Annotated in this window: 17 protein-coding genes; 2 read left to right on the top strand and 15 right to left on the bottom strand. The window is 60.3% G+C overall.

Annotated elements, in window-relative coordinates:
- Nucleotides 1-41 precede the first annotated feature (41 nt).
- Entirely contained in the window at nt 42-938 is an 897-nt protein-coding gene (locus DA373_RS08155) for a LysR family transcriptional regulator (RefSeq protein WP_107851818.1), read from the bottom strand.
- Nucleotides 939-1,076: 138 nt separating this feature from the next.
- Here DA373_RS08155 and DA373_RS08150 point away from each other — a divergent pair, with 138 nt between their 5' ends.
- On the top strand, nt 1,077-2,117 hold the full coding sequence (locus DA373_RS08150) for a YeiH family protein (RefSeq protein ID WP_107851817.1): 1,041 nt from the start codon (nt 1,077-1,079) through the stop codon (nt 2,115-2,117).
- 150 nt (nt 2,118-2,267) lie between these two features.
- Here the strand turns inward: DA373_RS08150 and pdxR are convergent, their stop codons facing one another.
- The 8 genes from pdxR to xdhA form a co-directional block, all read right to left on the bottom strand.
- Nucleotides 2,268-3,734 carry a MocR-like pyridoxine biosynthesis transcription factor PdxR gene (pdxR, locus tag DA373_RS08145; protein WP_107851816.1) on the bottom strand — a complete coding sequence of 489 codons (1,467 nt, stop codon included), beginning with the start codon at nt 3,732-3,734 and terminating at the stop codon, nt 2,268-2,270.
- A 123-nt stretch (nt 3,735-3,857) separates the two neighbouring features.
- Entirely contained in the window at nt 3,858-5,276 is a 1,419-nt protein-coding gene (locus DA373_RS08140) for an NAD(P)/FAD-dependent oxidoreductase (protein WP_232821229.1), read from the bottom strand.
- A 44-nt stretch (nt 5,277-5,320) separates the two neighbouring features.
- Entirely contained in the window at nt 5,321-5,716 is a 396-nt protein-coding gene (locus tag DA373_RS08135) for a nuclear transport factor 2 family protein (RefSeq protein WP_107851814.1), read from the bottom strand.
- 236 nt (nt 5,717-5,952) lie between these two features.
- Nucleotides 5,953-6,687: a GntR family transcriptional regulator gene (locus DA373_RS08125; protein WP_107851812.1), complete on the bottom strand. Its 735-nt coding sequence runs from the start codon at nt 6,685-6,687 to the stop codon at nt 5,953-5,955.
- A gap of 196 nt (nt 6,688-6,883) precedes the next feature.
- On the bottom strand, nt 6,884-8,203 hold the full coding sequence (gene guaD, locus DA373_RS08120; RefSeq protein WP_107851811.1) for a guanine deaminase: 1,320 nt from the start codon (nt 8,201-8,203) through the stop codon (nt 6,884-6,886).
- Nucleotides 8,204-8,231: 28 nt separating this feature from the next.
- The gene (gene xdhC / locus DA373_RS08115; protein WP_107851810.1) at nt 8,232-9,059 is read right to left on the bottom strand and encodes a xanthine dehydrogenase accessory protein XdhC; all 828 of its coding nucleotides are present in this window, start codon (nt 9,057-9,059) and stop codon (nt 8,232-8,234) included.
- A gap of 52 nt (nt 9,060-9,111) precedes the next feature.
- The gene (xdhB, locus tag DA373_RS08110; RefSeq protein WP_107851809.1) at nt 9,112-11,511 is read right to left on the bottom strand and encodes a xanthine dehydrogenase molybdopterin binding subunit; all 2,400 of its coding nucleotides are present in this window, start codon (nt 11,509-11,511) and stop codon (nt 9,112-9,114) included.
- The gene (gene xdhA, locus DA373_RS08105; RefSeq protein WP_107851808.1) at nt 11,504-12,949 is read right to left on the bottom strand and encodes a xanthine dehydrogenase small subunit; all 1,446 of its coding nucleotides are present in this window, start codon (nt 12,947-12,949) and stop codon (nt 11,504-11,506) included. Before xdhA ends, xdhB begins: the two co-directional genes overlap by 8 nt.
- Nucleotides 12,950-13,181: 232 nt before the next feature.
- Between xdhA and DA373_RS08100 the strand changes: the two genes are divergently transcribed.
- Nucleotides 13,182-14,573 carry an MFS transporter gene (locus DA373_RS08100; RefSeq protein WP_107851887.1) on the top strand — a complete coding sequence of 464 codons (1,392 nt, stop codon included), beginning with the start codon at nt 13,182-13,184 and terminating at the stop codon, nt 14,571-14,573.
- Between the two features lie 2 nt (nt 14,574-14,575).
- Here the strand turns inward: DA373_RS08100 and DA373_RS08095 are convergent, their stop codons facing one another.
- The 6 genes from DA373_RS08095 to tuf form a co-directional block, all read right to left on the bottom strand.
- Nucleotides 14,576-15,196 (bottom strand): TetR/AcrR family transcriptional regulator, encoded by a 621-nt coding sequence (locus DA373_RS08095; RefSeq protein WP_107851807.1) that lies wholly within the window; start codon nt 15,194-15,196, stop codon nt 14,576-14,578.
- A gap of 166 nt (nt 15,197-15,362) precedes the next feature.
- Nucleotides 15,363-15,794 (bottom strand): GlcG/HbpS family heme-binding protein, encoded by a 432-nt coding sequence (locus DA373_RS08090; protein WP_107851806.1) that lies wholly within the window; start codon nt 15,792-15,794, stop codon nt 15,363-15,365.
- Between the two features lie 167 nt (nt 15,795-15,961).
- The gene (locus DA373_RS08085) at nt 15,962-16,423 is read right to left on the bottom strand and encodes a methylglyoxal synthase (RefSeq protein WP_107851805.1); all 462 of its coding nucleotides are present in this window, start codon (nt 16,421-16,423) and stop codon (nt 15,962-15,964) included.
- A gap of 120 nt (nt 16,424-16,543) precedes the next feature.
- The gene (locus DA373_RS08080) at nt 16,544-16,735 is read right to left on the bottom strand and encodes a bacterioferritin-associated ferredoxin (protein ID WP_107851804.1); all 192 of its coding nucleotides are present in this window, start codon (nt 16,733-16,735) and stop codon (nt 16,544-16,546) included.
- A 104-nt stretch (nt 16,736-16,839) separates the two neighbouring features.
- A complete protein-coding gene (locus DA373_RS08075; RefSeq protein WP_107851803.1) occupies nt 16,840-17,265 on the bottom strand; it encodes a TIGR01244 family sulfur transferase in 426 nt (141 codons plus the stop codon).
- 146 nt (nt 17,266-17,411) lie between these two features.
- Complete coding sequence (tuf, locus tag DA373_RS08070; protein WP_107851802.1) at nt 17,412-18,596, bottom strand: elongation factor Tu; 1,185 nt, start codon at nt 18,594-18,596, stop codon at nt 17,412-17,414.
- Nucleotides 18,597-18,633: the final 37 nt, after the last annotated feature.

The raw sequence follows: 18,633 nt of genomic DNA, 5'->3' as shown, positions 1-18,633 counted from the left end.
AACCATGTTACGCCAGCGTTAAAAAATGGGTTCAGGCCGGTTCAGCCGCCGGCCTGCAAACGGCTCTGCTGCCAGAAACGGGCAGCCAGTTCCGAGCGGGGCTCGCCCAGCCGGCACAACTCGATGGTGAGCTCACAGGACTTTATCTCCGGAAAAGCCACTACCCGGCCAGAAGTCAGCTCTTCACGCACCAGGCTTTCGGGCAGAAAGGCCGCCCCTTCGCCCTGCAGCAACTGGGCCTTGAGCCCCTCGCCGAGGGCATTTTCACACACCGGCCGCCAGGCTCGTTCGCCCAGGGCCGGCAGGCATTCCCGCTGCACCAGGGCACCGAGAAAGGCATCCTTCGGATACAGCAGCAGCGGCAGCGGCCGGTCATCGTCAAGCCGGTGCCGGGGCGCACCATCGTCACCGGTGGCCGTCACCAGCGCCAGCCGGTCCTGCCCCACCTTCAGCCGCTCCACGTCCGGCCGCTGCAGCGCCTCGGCGCCCTCGGACTCGGCAAAGCACAGCAAGAAATCCACCGCCCCCGCCATAAACTGCTCCATGGCTTCGTGATAATGGCCGGTGTTAAGCCTGACCAGGCCTTCACCCAGGGCCGGGCGCAGCCGGTGCAGCCAGGCCGGAAAAAAGGTCACCGCCAGCGCCGGCTGGGTGATCAGACTCAAGCCGGGGGTCTGCTGCTGGCTCAGACGCAGCTGGCTGCGTACTCCGTAGATCTGGGCCAGCAACTGCCGCGCCTGCTCCAGAAACGCCTCACCGGCCGGGGTCAGCTCCAGCGGATAGCGGTTGCGGCACACCAGCGCCACTCCCAGCCAGTTTTCCAGGGAGCGAATGCGCCGGCTGAAGGCGGGCTGGGTCACAAAACGGATCTCTGCCGCCCGTGAAAAGCTGCCCTGCTCGCTCAGTGCGATAAAATCATGCAGCCATTTTGTTTCCATGACACCGTCCTTGTTTTTGAAATTCATATCTATGCAAAAAAGTAACCACGAGGGCCGAAAACGGCATTGGCTCGTTCAGCCCCATCGTCAATAACATAAAAGCAACATTCATTTATTTTGCTTCACGGAGGAACCCCCATGGCCGCCGATACCCACTCCCCGGTGATAGGCCTGCTGCACCGCCTTGATGGTACCCGCAAACGCTACTTCCCCGGCATTTGCGTGGCCGCTACCATTGGCATTGCCGCCAGCTTTCTGTCCCAGCATTATGGCGCTCCCGCCATGCTGATGGCCCTGCTGCTGGGGCTGGCCTTCAACTTTCTCAGTCACGAGCCCCAGTGCGCCCCGGGCCTGGAGCTGTCGGCCAAAACCGTGCTGCGCCTGGGCGTGGCCATGCTGGGCCTGCGCATTACCTTTGGTGACGTGCTCACTCTTGGCTGGCAGCCCATGCTGATGGTGTGCTCCGCCGTGGTACTGACCATCTGCTTTGGCGTGGTCATGGCCCGCTGGCTGGGCTTTTCCAAAGAGTTTGGCACCCTGACCGGTGGCTCGGTAGCCATTTGTGGCGCCTCCGCCGCCATGGCCATCAGCAGTGTGCTGCCCCAGAGCGAACAGGCCAAGCGCGACACCCTGTTTACCGTGATCAGCGTCACCACCCTCAGTACCCTGGCCATGATCTTCTACCCCATGATAAGCGAAAGCCTGGGGCTGTCGGATCAGGAAGCCGGCCTCTTTATCGGTGCCACCATTCACGATGTGGCCCAGGTGGTGGGTGCCGGTTACAGCATGTCGGCCGAAGTGGGCGATCTCAGTACCTTCGTCAAGCTGCTGCGGGTGGCCATGCTGGTGCCCATCGTGATGACCATCGGTATTCTGATCCGTCGCGCCGCCAGCAAGCAGGGCCAGGCCAGCGGTGGCAGCAAGGTGGCCATTCCCGGCTTCCTGATCGGCTTCGTGGTGCTGTTCGTGCTCAACAGCCTAGGCTGGATCCCGCAGGACGTGGCCGAGCCTCTGGCCGGCAGCTCCTCCTGGCTGCTGCTGACCGCCATTGCCGCCCTGGGCGTGCGCACCCAGCTCAAGGACATTCTCTCGGTGGGCTGGAAGCCGGTGCTGCTGGTGGTGCTGGAAACCGTGTTTATCGCCCTGCTGGTGATCGCCTACCTGCTGCTGGTGGGCTGAGTGCCTTTCATGTATTGCCCTGTTTAGCCCCGCTTCGGCGGGGCTTTTTTGTGGTGCCGGGTGACGCTATTAGTTTGCCGCTTCGCGCCAATTTGCGGGCAAGCTGCCCGCGCTCCACGGAATGTGCCGCCTTCGGCATTCTGGCTCACCTCAGGTCATATCCCGGATCAGCGCCACCAGGGCTTCGATGCCGGGGCGAATACGCTCCGCCGGAATGGAGGAATAGCCCAGCCGGAAATAGTTGAGCGGCACCTGTTCCCCCTGAAAATGAATATCGCCGGGCTCAATCAGAATGCCCCTGTCCGCCGCTTCCTTGCGCAGAATACGGCTGTCGAGTCCTTCCGGGCCCTGTACCCAGTAACAGGAGCCGCCAAAGCCGGGCTGACGGCTGGAACTGGGCAACAGTTCGTTCAGGGCCGCGCCCATCTCGCGCCACCGCGCCTCGTAGGCCTTCGCCAGATTCATGATCAGGGCATCGTGATAGCCGCGCTCCAGAAACAGTGCCACCGAGCGCTGGTTATTGGCCGCCGGATGACGCAGCATCAACCGGCGCAGCGCCCGGGCCTCGCGAATAAGCTCCGCCGGCCCCACCAGATAGCCCAGCCGCAGGCCCGGCGCCAGGGTCTTGGAGAGACTACCTACGTACAGCACCCGATCATTGTTATCCAGGCTCTTCAGTGCCGGCGTGGGGTTGGCCTTGAAGTTGGTCTCGCTCTCGTAATCGTCCTCGATGATCAGAAAGTCCTGCTCGCTGGCCTGCTTCAGCAGCTCAAAGCGCCGCTCCAGGGGCATGGTCACCGTGGTCGGACACTGGTGGCTGGGGGTGGTGTATACCAGATCACAGCCGGCCAGCTTGTCATCAATAACCAGCCCCTGCTCGTCCACCGGCAACGGCCGTACCTTTGACGGGTTCATGGTGGCGATATTGCGAATATCCACATAGCCCGGATCCTCGATGCCGATGGTGCTGTCCTTGTCGAGCAGCAGCCGCGCCAGCAGGTACAGCGCCTGCTGGGCGCCCACCGTCACCAGGATCTGATCCGCCGAAGCCCAGACCCCGCGCCGGGGCAGCAGCCGGGTGCGGATCTGCTCGATCAGCAGGGGATCATCGTTGTCAAAGCTGTCGGACGCCCAGTCGCGAATGGCCGGTATGCTGACCGCATCGCGGCAGCATTCTCGCCAGTTGTTACTGGGAAACAGGCTGGGATCGAACTGGCCGTAAATAAAGGAATAGGGGTATTTCTGCCAGTCTCTGGGCTTGCTGATGTTGTGCTGGGCGCTGGGGTGCAGCTTGAGCTTGCGGCGCCAGTCCGGCGGTGTGCCTTCGGCGTCGGGGGCCTGCTCACGGGGCAATTCAGGCCGGCGGGACAGGATCTCCGGATTGACAAAATAACCGCTGCGCTCTCTGGCCAGCAGGTAGCCGTCATCAAGCAGATGTTCATAGGCCAGCACCACGGTATTGCGGGCAATGCTGAGTTGTTTGGCCAGCTTGCGGCTGGACGGCAGGGGGCTGTCCGGCGGAATATTTCCGTTGAGAATGGCGGCGGCAATCTGCTCACGCAGTTGCTGTTGCAGGCTGGTGTTTTTTTCGGTGGAAAGGTGGAACAAATGAAGCATGGAAAGGCTTACCTGTCAGCGAGTTGGATTCTGCTGGCGGTACCACAAACGCCGCCCTCTGAGCCGAACTTTGTAACTCAGAGGGCGGTAAAGTAAAAGCCTTGTTAACAATCAAATGTCAATTTACAGCACTTCGTCACGCAAATGATACCAGTGATAGAGCATGCGCTGACCCATGCGCCGGAAGGGTGCAAACAAATGACCCGGCAGCGGCGAGTTGTAAATGGGCAGTTCAAAGCCTTCGCGAATACCGGCGATGCGCTGGGCCATGCGCCGGCCGGCGTGGGCCGAGAACATGACACCGTTGCCGCCGTAGCCCAGGGCATAGAAGATCTGCTCCTTGTCGTCGGGCTGATAGATGCGCGGCATCATGTCGTGGCTGACATCCACCCAGCCCCACCAGGAGTAGTCGACCTGAATTCCCTTGAGCGGCGGAAACTTGCGGTGCAGGCCGTCGATCAGCATTTGCAGATGCTTGGGATTACTGGCATCGGCGCCGGTAATGGAGCTGCGGCTGCCAATCTGCACTCGGTTGTCGGGCAGCTTGCGATAGTAATAACGCAGTGTCCGGGTATCGGTGATCACCTCGTTGGTCCTGAAGTTACAGGCGGTCAGCTCCTGCTCGGTAAGCGGACGGGTCACCAGTGAGTTTGACAGTATCGGCATGATCTTGCTGTTCAGGCTGCCATGCAGACCCTGAGAGGTATAGCCGCCGGTGGCCACCCCAACCGCCCGGGCCCGTACCGTGCCACCCGGGGTCTTGATGTGATGCACGCCATTGATGGTTTCCCAGCCCAGCACCGGGCTCGACGGATGAATGGTGGCACCCAGCTCCCGGGCCCAGCGATGATAGCCGTGCGCCAGTTTGAGCGGATGCACACCAATGCCGTCGGGCTCATGCATGGCACCCACCGCCTCGGCTTCATCCACATAGTTGCGGCTCAGGGTGGCCTTGTCGAGCAGCTCGGTTTCATAGCCAAACTGCTCCCGCAGTACCTTGGCTTCCGCCTCCAGCTTGCGCATGGCCTTGTCGCGGTGGGCGATGTAAAGGTGGCCACCGTCCTGAGGATCACAGTCGATGTTGCCGTCACGAATCAGGCCCTTGAAGGTGTCAAAGCCTTCCCGCACTTCTTCGTGCATTTTGCGGGCGGTGCTCAGACCCCAGCGCTTGACCCACTGGGAGCGGGTCAGACGGCCAGAGGCATTCTGGGCCTGACCACCGTTGCGGCTGGTGCAGCCCCAGCTGACCTGGTTGGCTTCCAGTATCGTGGCCTTGATGCCGTGCTCCTTTGCCAGGTGCAGGGCACAGGACAGACCGGTAAAGCCGCTGCCGATAATCACTACGTCGACATCCATGTCACCGGTCACGGGGCCATCATCTTCAGGCGGCGCGCCGGCAGTGGCAACCCAGTAGGTGGGGGCATACTGCTGCCCCCGGCCGGGGTTGGGCGCCACCAGGGGATCATAGCCGGGATCATAACGATCCAGCACGGTGTCGGCCTGTGCCTGCTGGCGGAGATCCGCCCGAGTGTTGTTGACCATATCCATATTCGTGATTCCCGTTAACAGAGTGAGACTGCCGAGGCTTACTGGGGATCCAGCAGCGGACGATCCTTACGGAAGGCCTGTTTCAGCGCCAGCTTGCCGCCCTTGAGGGTGAACAGATCCACACCGTCGGCTTCAATACGGCGGCCGTCCGGGGTGGTGGCACAGAAGGTCCACTGGGATACACCCCGGTCACCCACCGCAAAGTGGCTGGTGTTTTTCCACTGCACATCCGGCATGGTGGTCCACACATTGATAAAGGCGGCGGCCACGGCATCGGCGCCAACAAAACGGTTGCCGTGGGCTTCGGGGCCGGCGGCGCCTTCAAACACAACATCGTCGGTCATGCAGGCCATCACGCCATCGATATCGTGGCGGTTGAAGGCGTCGAACAGCTGCTCCAGCAGGGCGGTGGTTTTCTGGTTTTCGGCGGACATATCAATTCTCCCTTGGCCACACACTACGGTGGCGATGAACCATGGCCCGGCGGTACCAGGCCGTTTACATGCTCATAACATTAGGGGACAAGGGGCAAGGGCCGGTAGCGCCAGTTGCATGGCTTGACTTGGACCACCGAAAAATAACGGAAAAAAATAAAGACAGGGACAAGGAGAAAAGCGGACACGACAAGGCCGGGGTGGAAAACCACCCCGAGAAACACTAACCGGAAAAATCAGCGGCCGCGGCGTTTCTTGGCGATGCCGGAAAACACCACATGCAGATCAGTGGAGGCGGAATCACCGTCCAGATTGAGCTTGGCTTCAATATGATTCAGGTGTTCGGTCATTTTTTGCATGGCCAGCGCCTTGTCGCCGGACTCAATGGCGTTCAGCAGAATTTCGTGCTCGTTAAAGGAGCAGTGAGCCTGGTGCCCTACCTCGTACTGGGCGATGATCAGCGAGGTCTGGGACACCACGCTGCGCTGAAAGTTGAACAGCGGCGTATTGTTGGCCATGTGGGCCAATTCCAGGTGAAACTCACCGGACAGGCGAATACCGGTGCCCCTGTCCCCCCGGGCAAAGGCGGCCTGCTCCTCATGCACCATGGCGCGAATACGGGCCAGGCTGTCGGGGGTGGCGTTCTGTACCGCCAGCTCGGTGACCGCCAGCTCCACCACCCGGCGGGCGGCGAAGATCTGCCGGGCTTCTTCCACGCTGGGCGCGGCCACCACGGCGCCCCGGTTGGGACGAATGATCACCACCTGCTCGTGAGACAGCCGCAACAGGGCGCGGCGAATAATGGTACGGCTGACCCCGAAAATCTCGCCCAGCGCTTCCTCGCTGAGCTTGGTCCCCGGCGCCAGCCGTTGTTCCAGAATGGCGTCGAAGATATGTTCATAGACGATATCGTCCTGCGTATTTGAGCTCGACTTGACAGGTCTTGGCTCCAGTTGACTGAGTGAACTCATACTTTGGTTTCCAGTTGCGGCCCTGACTGCGGGTGACGGCGTCACCACCATCCTTGCCATTGCCAGTTAAAAAATTGTTACACACTAGGTATACAATCTAACGCGCTTTTTGCCAATACAACAGTCACAATGTCCAAGTCTGTGACTGAACACAAAAAACGCCCGATCAGGGCGTTTTTTCGTGCTCACATGGCCCTTACTGCCATTCCGGCTCATTTCGGCGATGCCGTCTTTCACCGTAAACATGGGTTTCGGCAATGGCTCTGTCATCTCCCAGCATCATCAGTACGAACAGTTTTTCGTACAAAGTTTGAGCGTTTTGTATACGCGCTTTCATCAGCGGGGTCGCATGCAGATCGATCACCAGGAAGTCGGCCTCCTTGCCCGGCAGCAGATTGCCCAGCCGGTCGTCCAGCCGCAGCGACTCGGCACCCCCAAGGGTGGCCAGATAAAAGGCCTTGAGCGGATGCAGTTTCTGCTGCTGCAGCTGCAACACCTTGTAGGCTTCGTTCATGGTCTGCAGCAGGGAAAAGCTGGTGCCGCCGCCCACGTCGGTACCCAGGCTGACATTGACGCCAAAGCGCTCCAGCCGGGCCAGATCGAGCAGGCCGGAGCCGAGAAACAGGTTGGAGGTGGCACAGAAAGACACCCCGGAGCCGGTAGCGTGCAGCCGCTCGCATTCGCCGTCTTCCAGATGCACGCAGTGGGCAAAGATGGAACGCTCACTGAGCAGGCCATGATGGTCATACACGTCCAGATAACCGGTCTGCTCGGGAAACAGCGCCCTCACCCAGTCAATTTCCTTGCGGTTTTCCGACAGGTGGGTCTGCAGGTAGAGATCGGGATATTCCTGCAACAGGCGGCCGGCCATCTCCAGCTGCTCCGGGCTGCTGGTGGGGGCAAAACGGGGCGTCACCGCATAGAGTTGACGGCCCTTCTTGTGCCAGCGCTCGATCAGGGCCTTGCTGTCGGCATAGGAGGATGCGGGCGTGTCCAGCAGATAGTCGGGGGCGTTGCGATCCATCATTACCTTGCCGGCGATCATGCGGGTGTTGCGCCGGGCCGACTCGGTAAAGAAGGCGTCCACCGCCTGGGGATGCACGGTGCCGTAGACCATGGCGGTGGTGGTGCCATTGCGCAGCAGCTCATCGAGAAACAACCCGGCCACGCGGGCGGCGTGTTCCGGGTCGGCAAACTTGCGCTCTTCCGGAAAGGTGTAGTTGTTGAGCCAGTCGAGCAGCTGATCGCCGTAAGACGCGATCATTTCGGTCTGGGGAAAGTGAATATGGGTATCGATAAAGCCCGGGGTGATCAGCCGGTTTTCCAGCGTCACCACTTGCGTGCCGGCGGGCAACCGGTCCAGCACCTCCGGGGCCGGGCCCACGTCCTGAATATGGCCGTCGGCCACCACCAGCACGCCGTCTTCGTGCCAGACATAAGAGTCATCGAGACCCACCTTGGCCGGATCACCCAGGCTGTAGAGAATGGCGGCGCGATAGGCCAGGGGTTGCGTCATCTCTGCGCGTCTCCTTGAAATAATAAAGTCAGGCGTGCTCGGCCTGAATCGTGGCAGGGCTCGCCTCACCGGCGGCGGCCGCATTACCGGCCTGGTAGGCGGCGATCAGCTGGCCGGCCACCGACACGGCGATCTCCGCCGGATGCTTGCCGGTCACTTCGGGCAGGCCGATGGGGCAGATCATGGAAGCCAGGGCGGCGTCGTCAAAGCCCCGCTCCTTCAGCCGGTAGTCAAAGCGCTTGCGCTTGGTGCGCGAGCCGATCACGCCAAAGTAGCGGGCGTCACCCCGCCTGAGAATGCGGGCGCACAGTTCCAGATCCAGCTGGTGGTTGTGAGTCATCACCAGGTAGTAACTGCCGGCTGGCTGATCATCCACCTCATCCACCGGATCTTCGCTCATCAGGGCGGTAACGCCCTCGGGCAGGGTGTCGGGAAACTCCTCGGCCCGGGAATCTATCCAGGTGATGCGAAACGGCAGGGTCGCCAGTATGTGCACCAGCGCCCTGGCCACATGGCCGGCTCCGAACAGCACCAGATGGTGCCGAGGCCGCACCACCGGCTCCAGCGTGATGGTGGCCATGCCGCCGCAGCACTGCCCCAGACTGGCGCCCAGATTGAAGCGCTCGATACGCATCTGCTGCTCGCCGCTGCTCAGCATCTGCCGGGCCAGCTCCAAGGCCTTGTATTCCAGATGGCCCCCACCTATGGTGGCGTAACAGCCGATTTCGGTCACCAGCATCTTGGTGCCGCTGTCACGGGGAGTGGAGCCCTTGTGCTCCACCACGGTCACCATGACGCAGGGCTCGCCCTTCTGCTCCAGTTCGGCCAGGGTCCGAATCCAGTTGTCCTTGAACATGTGTCGCTCCCGGGGCGGCGTCGCGCCCCTCTGGTGTGCCGTTGCCGGATCCTTACTTGATGGAAACCGCGTCGGTGACAGCAGCTTCTTCCCGCTCCACCAGCTCACGCATTTGCTCTGCCGCCCACAACACCCGCTCCGGCGTGGCCGGCGCGTCGATATGGGGATAGCGGCGGTAACCGGACACACTGGCCACGGCGTCTTTCAGGGCACACCACACCGAAATGCCCAGCATAAAGGGCGGCTCGCCCACGGCCTTGGAGTGAAATACCGTGTCTTCCGGGTTCTTGCGGTTTTCCACCAGCTTGACGCGAAAATCAATGGGCATGTCGGCCACCGCCGGAATCTTGTAGCTGGCGGGGCCACTGGTCATCAGCTTGCCCTTGTCGTTCCACACCAGCTCCTCGGTAGTGAGCCAGCCGGCACCCTGAATAAAGGCCCCTTCCACCTGGCCTATGTCGATGGCCGGGTTCAGGGAGTCGCCCACATCGTGCAGTATGTCGGTACGCAGCAGCTTGTACTCGCCGGTGAGGGTATCCACCACCACCTCGGCACAGGCGGCGCCGTAGGCAAAGTAGTAGAAGGGGCGGCCCGAGCCGGTGGCGTGGTCGTAGTAGATCTTGGGGGTCTTGTAGAAGCCGGTGCTCGACAGCGACACCTGGTTGAAATAGGCCAGCTGCACAAACTCCTGGAACGTCATCAGGGTATCGCGAATCTGCACTAGGTTGTTCTTGAACACCACCTCTTCCGGGCTCACCTGAAAATGACCCGCCGCCCAGTCGATCAGCCGCTGCCTGATGGTGCGGGCCGCGTTCTGGGCCGCCTTGCCGTTGAGATCGGCACCGCTCGAGGCTGCCGTGGGCGAGGTGTTGGGCACCTTGTCGGTGTTGGTGGCGGTGATCTGAATACGGTCGATGTCCACCTGAAATTCTTCCGCCACCACCTGGGCCACCTTGATATTGAGCCCCTGGCCCATTTCGGTACCGCCGTGGTTGAGGTGAATGCTGCCGTCGGTATAGACGTGGATCAGCGCCCCGGCCTGGTTAAGGAAGGTGGCGGTAAAGGAGATGCCGAACTTCACCGGCGTGATGGCGATACCCTTTTTCAGGATCGGGCTTTTTGCGTTAAAGGCCCGGATTTCTTCGCGCCGTCGGGCGTATTCCGAGGACAGCTCCAGATCCGCCACCAGCTCGTGAATAATATTGTGCTCCACCGGCTGATGGTAGTGAGTGACGTTGCGCTCGTCCTTGCCGTAGAAGTTGATCTTGCGGATCTCCAGCGGGTCCTTGCCCAGATATGAGGCGATTTCGTCCATCACGTGCTCTATGGTCATCATGCCCTGAGGACCACCAAAGCCGCGGTAGGCGGTGTTGGATGCGGTGTTGGTCTTGCAGCGGTGGCCGATGACGGTGACATCACCCAGGTAATAGGCATTGTCGGAGTGGAACATGGCCCGATCGACAATGGACGAGGACAGATCCGGCGAATAGCCGCAGTTACCGGCCACGATGATTTCCGCCGCCTGAATGCGGCCGCTGTCGTCAAAGCCGATTTTGTACTGGTTGTAGAAGGGGTGCCGCTTGCCGGTCATGATCATGTCTTCCATGCGCGGCAGCCGCATCTTGGCCGGGCGGCCGGTCAGGCGGGCCACCACCGCCGCCATGCAGGCGGGGCCGGCGGCCTGGGTTTCCTTGCCGCCAAAGCCACCGCCCATGCGGCGCATGTCGATCACCACCTTGTTCATGGACACACCCAGGACGCTGGCCACCAGCTTCTGCACCTCGGTGGGGTTCTGGCTGGAGGTGAACACCATCATGCCGCCATCTTCGGTGGGCACCACGGAACTGACCTGGGTTTCCAGATAAAAATGCTCCTGGCCGCCGATATGCAGGCTGCCTTCAATGACGTGTTTTGCCTTTTTCAGACCGGTGGCCGAGTCGCCCCGCTGCTGTTTGTGGCTTTCGGTGACAAACAGCTCTTTTTCCAGGGCCTCTTCCACCGACAGCACCGCCGGCAGCGGCTCGTATTCCACAATGGCGGCCATGGCCGCCTTGCGGGCGGTTTCCATGTCAGCGGCGGCCACCGCCAGCACCGGCTGACCATAGTATTCCACCTTGCCGTCGGCCAGCAGCGGATCGCCGGCCAGCACCGGGCCGATATCCAGCTCGCCGGGCACGTCGTCGGCGGTAATGACGATGGCCACACCGGGAAAGTCGTAACAGGGGCTCACATCCAGTCTGGTGATGCGGGCATGGGCCTGATCGGAAAGCCGGGCATATACGTGCAACTGGTTGGGAAACTCCAGCCGGTCGTCTATGTACTGGGCCTCACCGGACACCTGCTTGGCGGCGCTGTCGTGGGGCACGCTCTTGCCCACGCCGGTTTGCAGATCCTGTTTTATCTTCGCCATCATTTCGTCGATGGTGAGCGTGTTCTGCGGTTTGTTAGACATAAGACGTCACCCTGGTTTCCAGTTTCAGATCCTGTTGCTCAATAAAGCACTTGTACAGCAGGTTGGCTGCGGTGCGCGTGCGGTATTCCTTGCTGGCGCGAAAATCCGACAGCGGCTCGAAGTCGGCTTCCAGCGCCTTCATCGCGGCCTTGACCGTGGCCATGTTCCAGGCCTGGCCCACCAGCGCCTGTTCACAACCCGAAGCCCGCTTGGGGGTGGCGGCCATGCCGCCAAAGCCGATACGGGCCTGAGTGACGGTGCCGTTCTCGATGATCAGGTTAAAGGCACCGCACACCGCGGAAATGTCGTCGTCTATTCGTTTGGACAGCTTGTACACCCTGAAGTGCTGATTGGCGGCGGGTCTGGGCACGATGATCTTCTCGATAAACTCCCCTTCTTCCTGAGCCGTGACCTTGTAGCTGAGGAAATAGTCTTCCACCGGCAGCTCTCGCACCCGGTCGCCCTTGCGCAACACCAGGGTGGCGTTGAGGGCAATCAGCACCGGCGGCGCGTCGCCGATGGGCGAGGCGTTGCCGATGTTGCCCCCCAGGGTGCCCTGATTGCGAATTTGCAGTGAAGCAAAGCGGTGCAGCAGCTCGCCGAAATCGGGGTAGTAGCGGTTCAGGGCCTCATAGCTGTCGCTCAGACTGCGGGCGGCGCCGATCACCAGACCGGCATCGGTCTCTTCCAGGGTTTTCATGTCGGCCACGTTGCCCACGTAGATCATGGTGGGCAGCTCCCGGTGAAACTGGGTGACTTCCAGCGCCAGATCGGTGCCGCCGGCCAGCAGGCGAGCGTCCGGGTGCTGCTGCAGCAGGGTCGCCAGCTCGGCGCTGCTGGTGGGCGAGAAGCACACCTTGTCGTCGCCGCTCAGGGTCACCAGGGTGTCGGTTTCGATTTTTGCCAGCCGGGCCACCAGCTGCTGCTCGTAGCGGGAAAACTCGTCGGCAAGCGCAGGCTGTTCGGCAATGGCTCTGGCGGCGTCCACTATGGGACGGTAGCCGGTGCAACGGCACAGGTTGCCGGCCAGGGCCTCAAAAATGTCGTGCTTGTCGGCCGCCGGCTTGTTCTTGCTGAGGGCAAACATCGACATGATAAAGCCGGGGGTGCAGAAGCCGCACTGGGAGCCGTGAAAGTCCACCATGGCCTGCTGCACCGGGTGCAGACTGCCGTCCTTTGACTGCAGATCTTCCACCGTGATCAGCTGCTTGCCGTGCAGGGCCGAGACAAAGGTCAGGCAGGAGTTGACCGAGCGGTAACGCATGCGCTCACCGTCACGCTCGCCCAGCACCACAGTGCAGGCGCCGCAGTCTCCGGAGCCGCAGCCTTCCTTGGTGCCGGTCTTGCCGGCCCGGGTGCGCAGGTAATTGAGCACCGTCATATTGGGGGACAGGTCTTTCTCCTGTCGCAGCTCCTGATTTAACAGAAAGGTGATCACGGCTTGCCTCCTTCAGCGTTCCAGCGCCGGGCCGAACGAATGGGTTGTTAATATCTTCACATATAATTAAATTAAAATCTGACTTTTTGGTCAACAAAAATTTTACACCCGGGTTGCCGTGGCTGGCTACTTCATAGTTAACTGCCTGCTTAAAAAAAGGTTTTCTGTCACAGTTCCCCATGTCGGACTGGACAGCCCGGTTTCTTAAAGTGTAGTGGGAGCCCTGTTTATCATGTCCGAAACCATTCAGGCACACCAAAGCCGGCGGGCACACCGGGTCTTTGCCGGCGTGGCCCTGGCCATCATGCTGGGCGCGCTGGAGATCACCCTACTGATGCCCGCCATTTCCCGCCTGGGGCAAATCTTTGAGTCCCCCGCCCTGGCGCCACTGCTGGTGAGCAGCTACCTGTTTGCCATGACCCTGACCATGCCGGTGTACGGCCGGCTGAGTGATCGCTTTGGCCGTACTCCCTGCCTGGCGGCGGCCCTGGGTCTGTTTACGCTTGGGTCTCTGGCCAGCGCCCTCACCGACAGCCTGCCCCTGCTGCTGGCCACCCGGCTGCTGACCGGCCTGGGCGGCGGCGGCCTGATTGCGCTGTCATTCGCGGTGATCGCCGATGTGATCCCACCCCGTCAGGTGGGCCGCTATCAGGGACTGATCTCCACCCTGTTTGCGGTATCGAGCGTGGCGGGGCCGCTGCTGGGCGCCTTTCTGGTGGCCCGTTTTGACTGGCGCTGGCTGTTTCTGTTCAAGCTGCCTCTGGGGCTGCTGGCCATGGCGGTCAGCTACTGGACGCTGAAAGGGCTGGGACACAAGGGCGCACGCAGCACGCCGGACAACACCGGAATCGTGCTGCTGTTGCTGACGGGCGTGGCCTGGGGCCTGTCTACCAATACCGCCGAGCTGCTGCCGGCACTGGCCCCGTTTCAGCCGCTGCTGATGGCTGTTGCCGCCCTGCTCAGTCTGCTGCTGCTGGTGCAACAATGGCATCATCCTCATCCGGTACTGCCGCTGCGGCTGCTGGGTGAACGACTGTTGGCCATGGCCGTTTTGTTGCTGGCCTTGTCGGAAGCGGTGCGGCTGGGGCTGCTGGTGTATCTGCCTCTGGCTCTCGAACAGCAGGGGCTGAGCCCTGACGATACCAGCCGGATTTTGCTGTGGTTTATTCTGAGCGTGACCACCGGCACCTTTATCAGTGGCAAGCGCATTGCCCATGCAGGCTATTGCCGGCCCTTTCCCTGGCTGGGCGGCCTGTTTCTGGGGCTGGGTTGCACCTTGCTGTGGGCACTGGTAACTCAGGGCCTGAACGGCGGCTGGCTGTATGGCGGCCTGATTTCCGCCGGTCTGGGCATCGGTTTTCTGATCGTCGCCTGCTCCATTGCGGTGCAGAACGCCCTGCCCTCCTCTCAGCTGGGGTCCGGGCTGGCGCTGATGAATTTCTGCCGCTCACTGGGGGGGACGCTTGGGGTGATCTGGCTGGGCTGGCAGTACCAGCAGCAACTGTTCGACTGGTCAGCTCCGGTATATCTGTCGCTGACAGGTTATGGCCTGATTTGCCTGCTGCTGGGCTTCGTGATGCCCGACAGGGAGCTTGGCAACCAGGCCAAAAATCCCTCGGAGTAAGCTCAGGCTTCGGCCACAGAGCTGACCCGGCAGCCTTCAATCACCATGCGGGTGATCACCTCGGCGGCCTGATCATAGTCGGCATCGTCGAGCTTGTCCTTGCCCAGCGCCATGGTGATCTGCCAGTTGAAGTCGGCGTAGGTCTGGGTGGACGCCCAGATGGCAAACAGCAGGTGTCGGGGCTCCAGCCGGGTCATCAGTCCCTGCTCCATCCACTGGTTCAGACGCGCACTCAGGGTTTGAGTCTGCTCGCTCAGACGAGCGATGATGTCTTCGGGCAAGCGCGGCGCGCCGTGCATGATCTCGCTGGCGAATACCTTGGAGGCATAGGGGTAATCCCGGGAGATCAGCAACTTGACGCGAATATAGGCGGTCAGTGCGGTCAGCGGGTCCTCATGCTCTTCAAACGGAGCCGAGGCCGCCAGCAAGGGCTCAACCACGCTTTCCAGCACCGCCCGGTACAGGTTGTCCTTGCTGCCAAAGTAATAGTAGATATTGGGTTTGGGCAGCTGCGCCAGCTCAGCGATATCGGCCGTCTTGGTGGCGGCATAGCCGTGCTCGGCAAACACCCGGCTGGCTGCGCGAATGATCTTCTCTTCGTTCTTTGCTCTTATCCGTGACATAGTTATTTTTTGGGCTCCGGGCACAAAACGATGGCTTTGTTTTTGCCAACCATACCGGAATACGTTAAAAATTCATAAAAAAACGCCCACCAGAGGGTGAGCGTGAAAAAAGAGTAACCAAGGTTACCCCTCGACCAAAACAACAGGCTGGTGCTACGGTACCGGGTTAACTGTAGTCGGCCTTCAGGCCGACCTTTTCAATGCCGGCCACGGCGCAGGCTTCATCCACATCGGACAGGTCACCGGTAATGCCAACGGCACCGATGATCAGGTTGTTCTCATCCCGGATCAGCACCCCACCCGGCGCAGGGAGAATTTTGCCTTCACCCAGGGTGTTGAGGGACTGCATAAAGCCCGGACGGGCCGCCGCCATCTCGGCCAGACCACGAGAGCTGCGCCCCAGCGCGATGGAGCCCCAGGCCTTGGCGATAGCTATATCCGGACGCATCAGGCTGGCGGTGTCTTGACGCTGCAGTGACACCAGCACACCGGCGCTGTCGAGCACGGCGACAGTCAGCGGTGCCGCCGACATTTCCTTGCCCCGTTGCAGTGCGCCCTGAGTGATTGCCAGTGCCTGTTCAAGTGAAACTGTGTTCATTACTCAATGACTCCCTGTCTAGCCATACTAAAGTATTACCAACTGGCCACTAATAAAACACAAAACCGGGACAAAGTTAACAGATATTTGTATACATTTAATGTAGCGATAAATAATCTGTCACTTTTTGTCTGTCACAGGCGCATTTTTAACAGAATACCGAACATTCAGTCGCCGGTTCTTTCCTTCAGGTAGCCATCGTAGTCGGGAATACTGATGCCGAACTCGGCCCCCATCTGTACGCTGTTGATCAGCATGTCGGCAGTGGCGGCATTGGTCGCCACCGGAATATTCCACACCGACGCCAGACGCAACAGTGCCTTGACATCGGGATCGTGAGGCACGGCATTGAGGGGATCCCAGAAAAAGATCAGCACATCGATTTTGCCTTCGGCGATCATGGCACCCAGCTGCTGATCCCCTCCCATGGGACCGGACAGCAGGCAATGCACACTAAGGCCAACCTGACGACCCAGCATGGTGCCTGTGGTGCCGGTGGCATAAAGCCGGTGCTTTTTAAGAATGTCGGCATGAGTTGAGGCCCATTCCAGCAGCCGGGACTTTTTATGATCATGGGCCACCAGGGCCACACTCTTGCAAACAGTAAGTGTTCTTTGAGTCTCTTTCATCACTGACAGCATCCTTGTACGCTTGGAGGCTCATGGTAGCCAAAAGCACGCTGGAGCTGCAGCCCTTAAAACGACAAAAAGCTCCGCAAGGGAGCTTTTTGAGCTGAACAAGCGGCGATGTCAGGCCACTTCGTAATAAACGGCGTTTTTGGCTGTTTCCTCGGCCAGAATGGCGAGGGCGACGGGAATGCATTTGCCACACTGAGAACCTACCCCAAGCTCGCGCTTGAGATCCATAAATTCGGTATTGCCCTCGGCAATGGCCTCTTTTAACTGGCGTTCGGTAATGCCCTTGCACAAACACACATACATGAAAGATGTCCTCCGCTCTCAGGACAAATCTAAATGATAGCGGTTATCAGTGCAAGTTAAATTTGTTGAAAAAAGCAACGTCACCTCACAGTATGATGCCGGATTCAATCTTGCCGTCTGGCGACGAGTTGCTCCTTCCGCGCCGACAGATCATAGCCGGCCGCGGCGCACTGCTGCAGCAGCGCCTCTGCCGGCTGTCTGGCGGCCTGCGACAGCGCCCACAGGGTGATGGAGCGGGTGCCGGTGCGGCAGAACGCCAGCACCGGCTGCGGATGTTGCGCCAGAGCGACACGGAAGTCATTAATGGCATCATCGGTAAAGTCACCGGAGCTGATGGGTATCCACTCCCAGGCAAAGCCCAGTGCCCTCGCCTGTCCGGCCAGCGTCTCGGCGGCTGGCTGGCCGGCGCTTTCGCCGTCGGGGCGGTTGCAGATAAGGGTTCGGTAACCCATCGCCTGCAACCGGGGCAGATCCTCGGCGGTCACCTGATCCGCCACCGCAAAGCTTGCTGTAACCGGCTTGATATCCATGCTGGCTTCCTCATGCTGTGGCCGGGGCACACTGCCCGCAGGCCTTTACATCAGACGCTACTGACGCAAAGGGCTGGAGGCAAGCCCAAAACGAAAAAAGGAGGCCGAAGCCTCCTTTTTACAGCGCGGATTGCGCCAGACATCAATTACTTGATGATCTTGGCTACAACGCCGGCGCCTACGGTGCGGCCACCTTCACGGATAGCGAAGCGCAGACCGTCTTCCATCGCGATGGGAGCGATCAGGCTTACAACCATCTTGATGTTGTCGCCAGGCATAACCATTTCAACGCCTTCCGGCAGTTCGATGGTACCGGTCACGTCAGTGGTACGGAAGTAGAACTGCGGACGGTAGCCCTTGAAGAACGGAGTGTGACGGCCGCCTTCGTCTTTGGACAGTACGTATACTTCGGATTCGAAGTCGGTGTGCGGGGTGATGGAGCCCGGCTTGGCCAGAACCTGACCACGCTCAACGTCTTCACGCTTGGTACCACGCAGCAGAACACCCACGTTCTCACCGGCACGGCCTTCGTCCAGCAGCTTGCGGAACATTTCAACGCCGGTACAGGTGGTCTTGGTGGTGTCTTTGATACCCACGATTTCCACTTCTTCACCCACGCGAACGATACCACGCTCAACACGACCGGTAACTACGGTACCACGGCCCTGGATGGAGAATACGTCTTCGATCGGCAGCAGGAAGGCACCGTCAACGGCACGCTCGGGCTCGGGGATGTAGGAATCCAGAGCAGCGGCCAGTTCCAGGATCTTTTCTTCCCACTGAGCATCGCCTTCCAGGCCTTTCAGAGCAGAACCCTGAATTACCGGAATGTCGTCGCCCGGGAAGTCGTACTCGGACAGCAGTTCACGAACTTCCATTTCTACCAGTTCGAGCAGCTCTTCGTCATCAACCATGTCGCACTTGTTCATGAACACGATGATGTAAGGTACGCCTACCTGGCGAGCCAGCAGGATGTGCTCACGGGTTTGCGGCATGGGGCCGTCGGTGGCAGCTACTACCAGGATCGCGCCGTCCATCTGGGCAGCACCGGTGATCATGTTTTTCACGTAGTCAGCGTGGCCGGGGCAGTCAACGTGAGCGTAGTGACGGGTTTCGGTGTCGTACTCAACGTGAGAAGCGGCGATGGTGATACCACGGGCCTTTTCTTCGGGAGCGTTATCGATCTGGTCGAAGGCGCGGGCGGCACCGCCGAACTGCTTGGCCAGCACGTTGGTGATGGCAGCGGTCAGAGTGGTTTTACCGTGGTCAACGTGGCCGATGGTACCAACGTTAACGTGCGGTTTCGTACGTTCAAATTTTTCTTTAGACACGGACTAGTCCTTCCTGATTTGCTCCCGTCCGAAACGA

The organism is Oceanimonas marisflavi (assembly GCF_003049725.1).
Classification (GTDB): Bacteria; Pseudomonadota; Gammaproteobacteria; order Enterobacterales; family Aeromonadaceae; genus Oceanimonas; species Oceanimonas marisflavi.
Note: the sequence above shows the minus strand (reverse complement) of the source record. Positions and strands in the feature narration are given on the sequence as shown.

What these genes read in the sequence shown, in the direction of transcription:
- DA373_RS08085 (WP_107851805.1), bottom strand. Translation starts at nt 16,423, where the DNA reads ATGAAAGAGACTCAAAGAACACTTACTGTTTGCAAGAGTGTGGCCCTG.
- guaD (WP_107851811.1), bottom strand. Translation starts at nt 8,203, where the DNA reads ATGACGCAACCCCTGGCCTATCGCGCCGCCATTCTCTACAGCCTGGGT.
- DA373_RS08150 (WP_107851817.1), top strand. Translation starts at nt 1,077, where the DNA reads ATGGCCGCCGATACCCACTCCCCGGTGATAGGCCTGCTGCACCGCCTT.
- DA373_RS08140 (WP_232821229.1), bottom strand. Translation starts at nt 5,276, where the DNA reads ATGGTCAACAACACTCGGGCGGATCTCCGCCAGCAGGCACAGGCCGAC.
- DA373_RS08095 (WP_107851807.1), bottom strand. Translation starts at nt 15,196, where the DNA reads ATGTCACGGATAAGAGCAAAGAACGAAGAGAAGATCATTCGCGCAGCC.
- xdhB (WP_107851809.1), bottom strand. Translation starts at nt 11,511, where the DNA reads ATGTCTAACAAACCGCAGAACACGCTCACCATCGACGAAATGATGGCG.
- pdxR (WP_107851816.1), bottom strand. Translation starts at nt 3,734, where the DNA reads ATGCTTCATTTGTTCCACCTTTCCACCGAAAAAAACACCAGCCTGCAA.
- DA373_RS08135 (WP_107851814.1), bottom strand. Translation starts at nt 5,716, where the DNA reads ATGTCCGCCGAAAACCAGAAAACCACCGCCCTGCTGGAGCAGCTGTTC.
- DA373_RS08090 (WP_107851806.1), bottom strand. Translation starts at nt 15,794, where the DNA reads ATGAACACAGTTTCACTTGAACAGGCACTGGCAATCACTCAGGGCGCA.
- DA373_RS08100 (WP_107851887.1), top strand. Translation starts at nt 13,182, where the DNA reads ATGTCCGAAACCATTCAGGCACACCAAAGCCGGCGGGCACACCGGGTC.
- xdhC (WP_107851810.1), bottom strand. Translation starts at nt 9,059, where the DNA reads ATGTTCAAGGACAACTGGATTCGGACCCTGGCCGAACTGGAGCAGAAG.
- DA373_RS08075 (WP_107851803.1), bottom strand. Translation starts at nt 17,265, where the DNA reads ATGGATATCAAGCCGGTTACAGCAAGCTTTGCGGTGGCGGATCAGGTG.
- DA373_RS08080 (WP_107851804.1), bottom strand. Translation starts at nt 16,735, where the DNA reads ATGTATGTGTGTTTGTGCAAGGGCATTACCGAACGCCAGTTAAAAGAG.
- DA373_RS08125 (WP_107851812.1), bottom strand. Translation starts at nt 6,687, where the DNA reads ATGAGTTCACTCAGTCAACTGGAGCCAAGACCTGTCAAGTCGAGCTCA.
- DA373_RS08155 (WP_107851818.1), bottom strand. Translation starts at nt 938, where the DNA reads ATGGAAACAAAATGGCTGCATGATTTTATCGCACTGAGCGAGCAGGGC.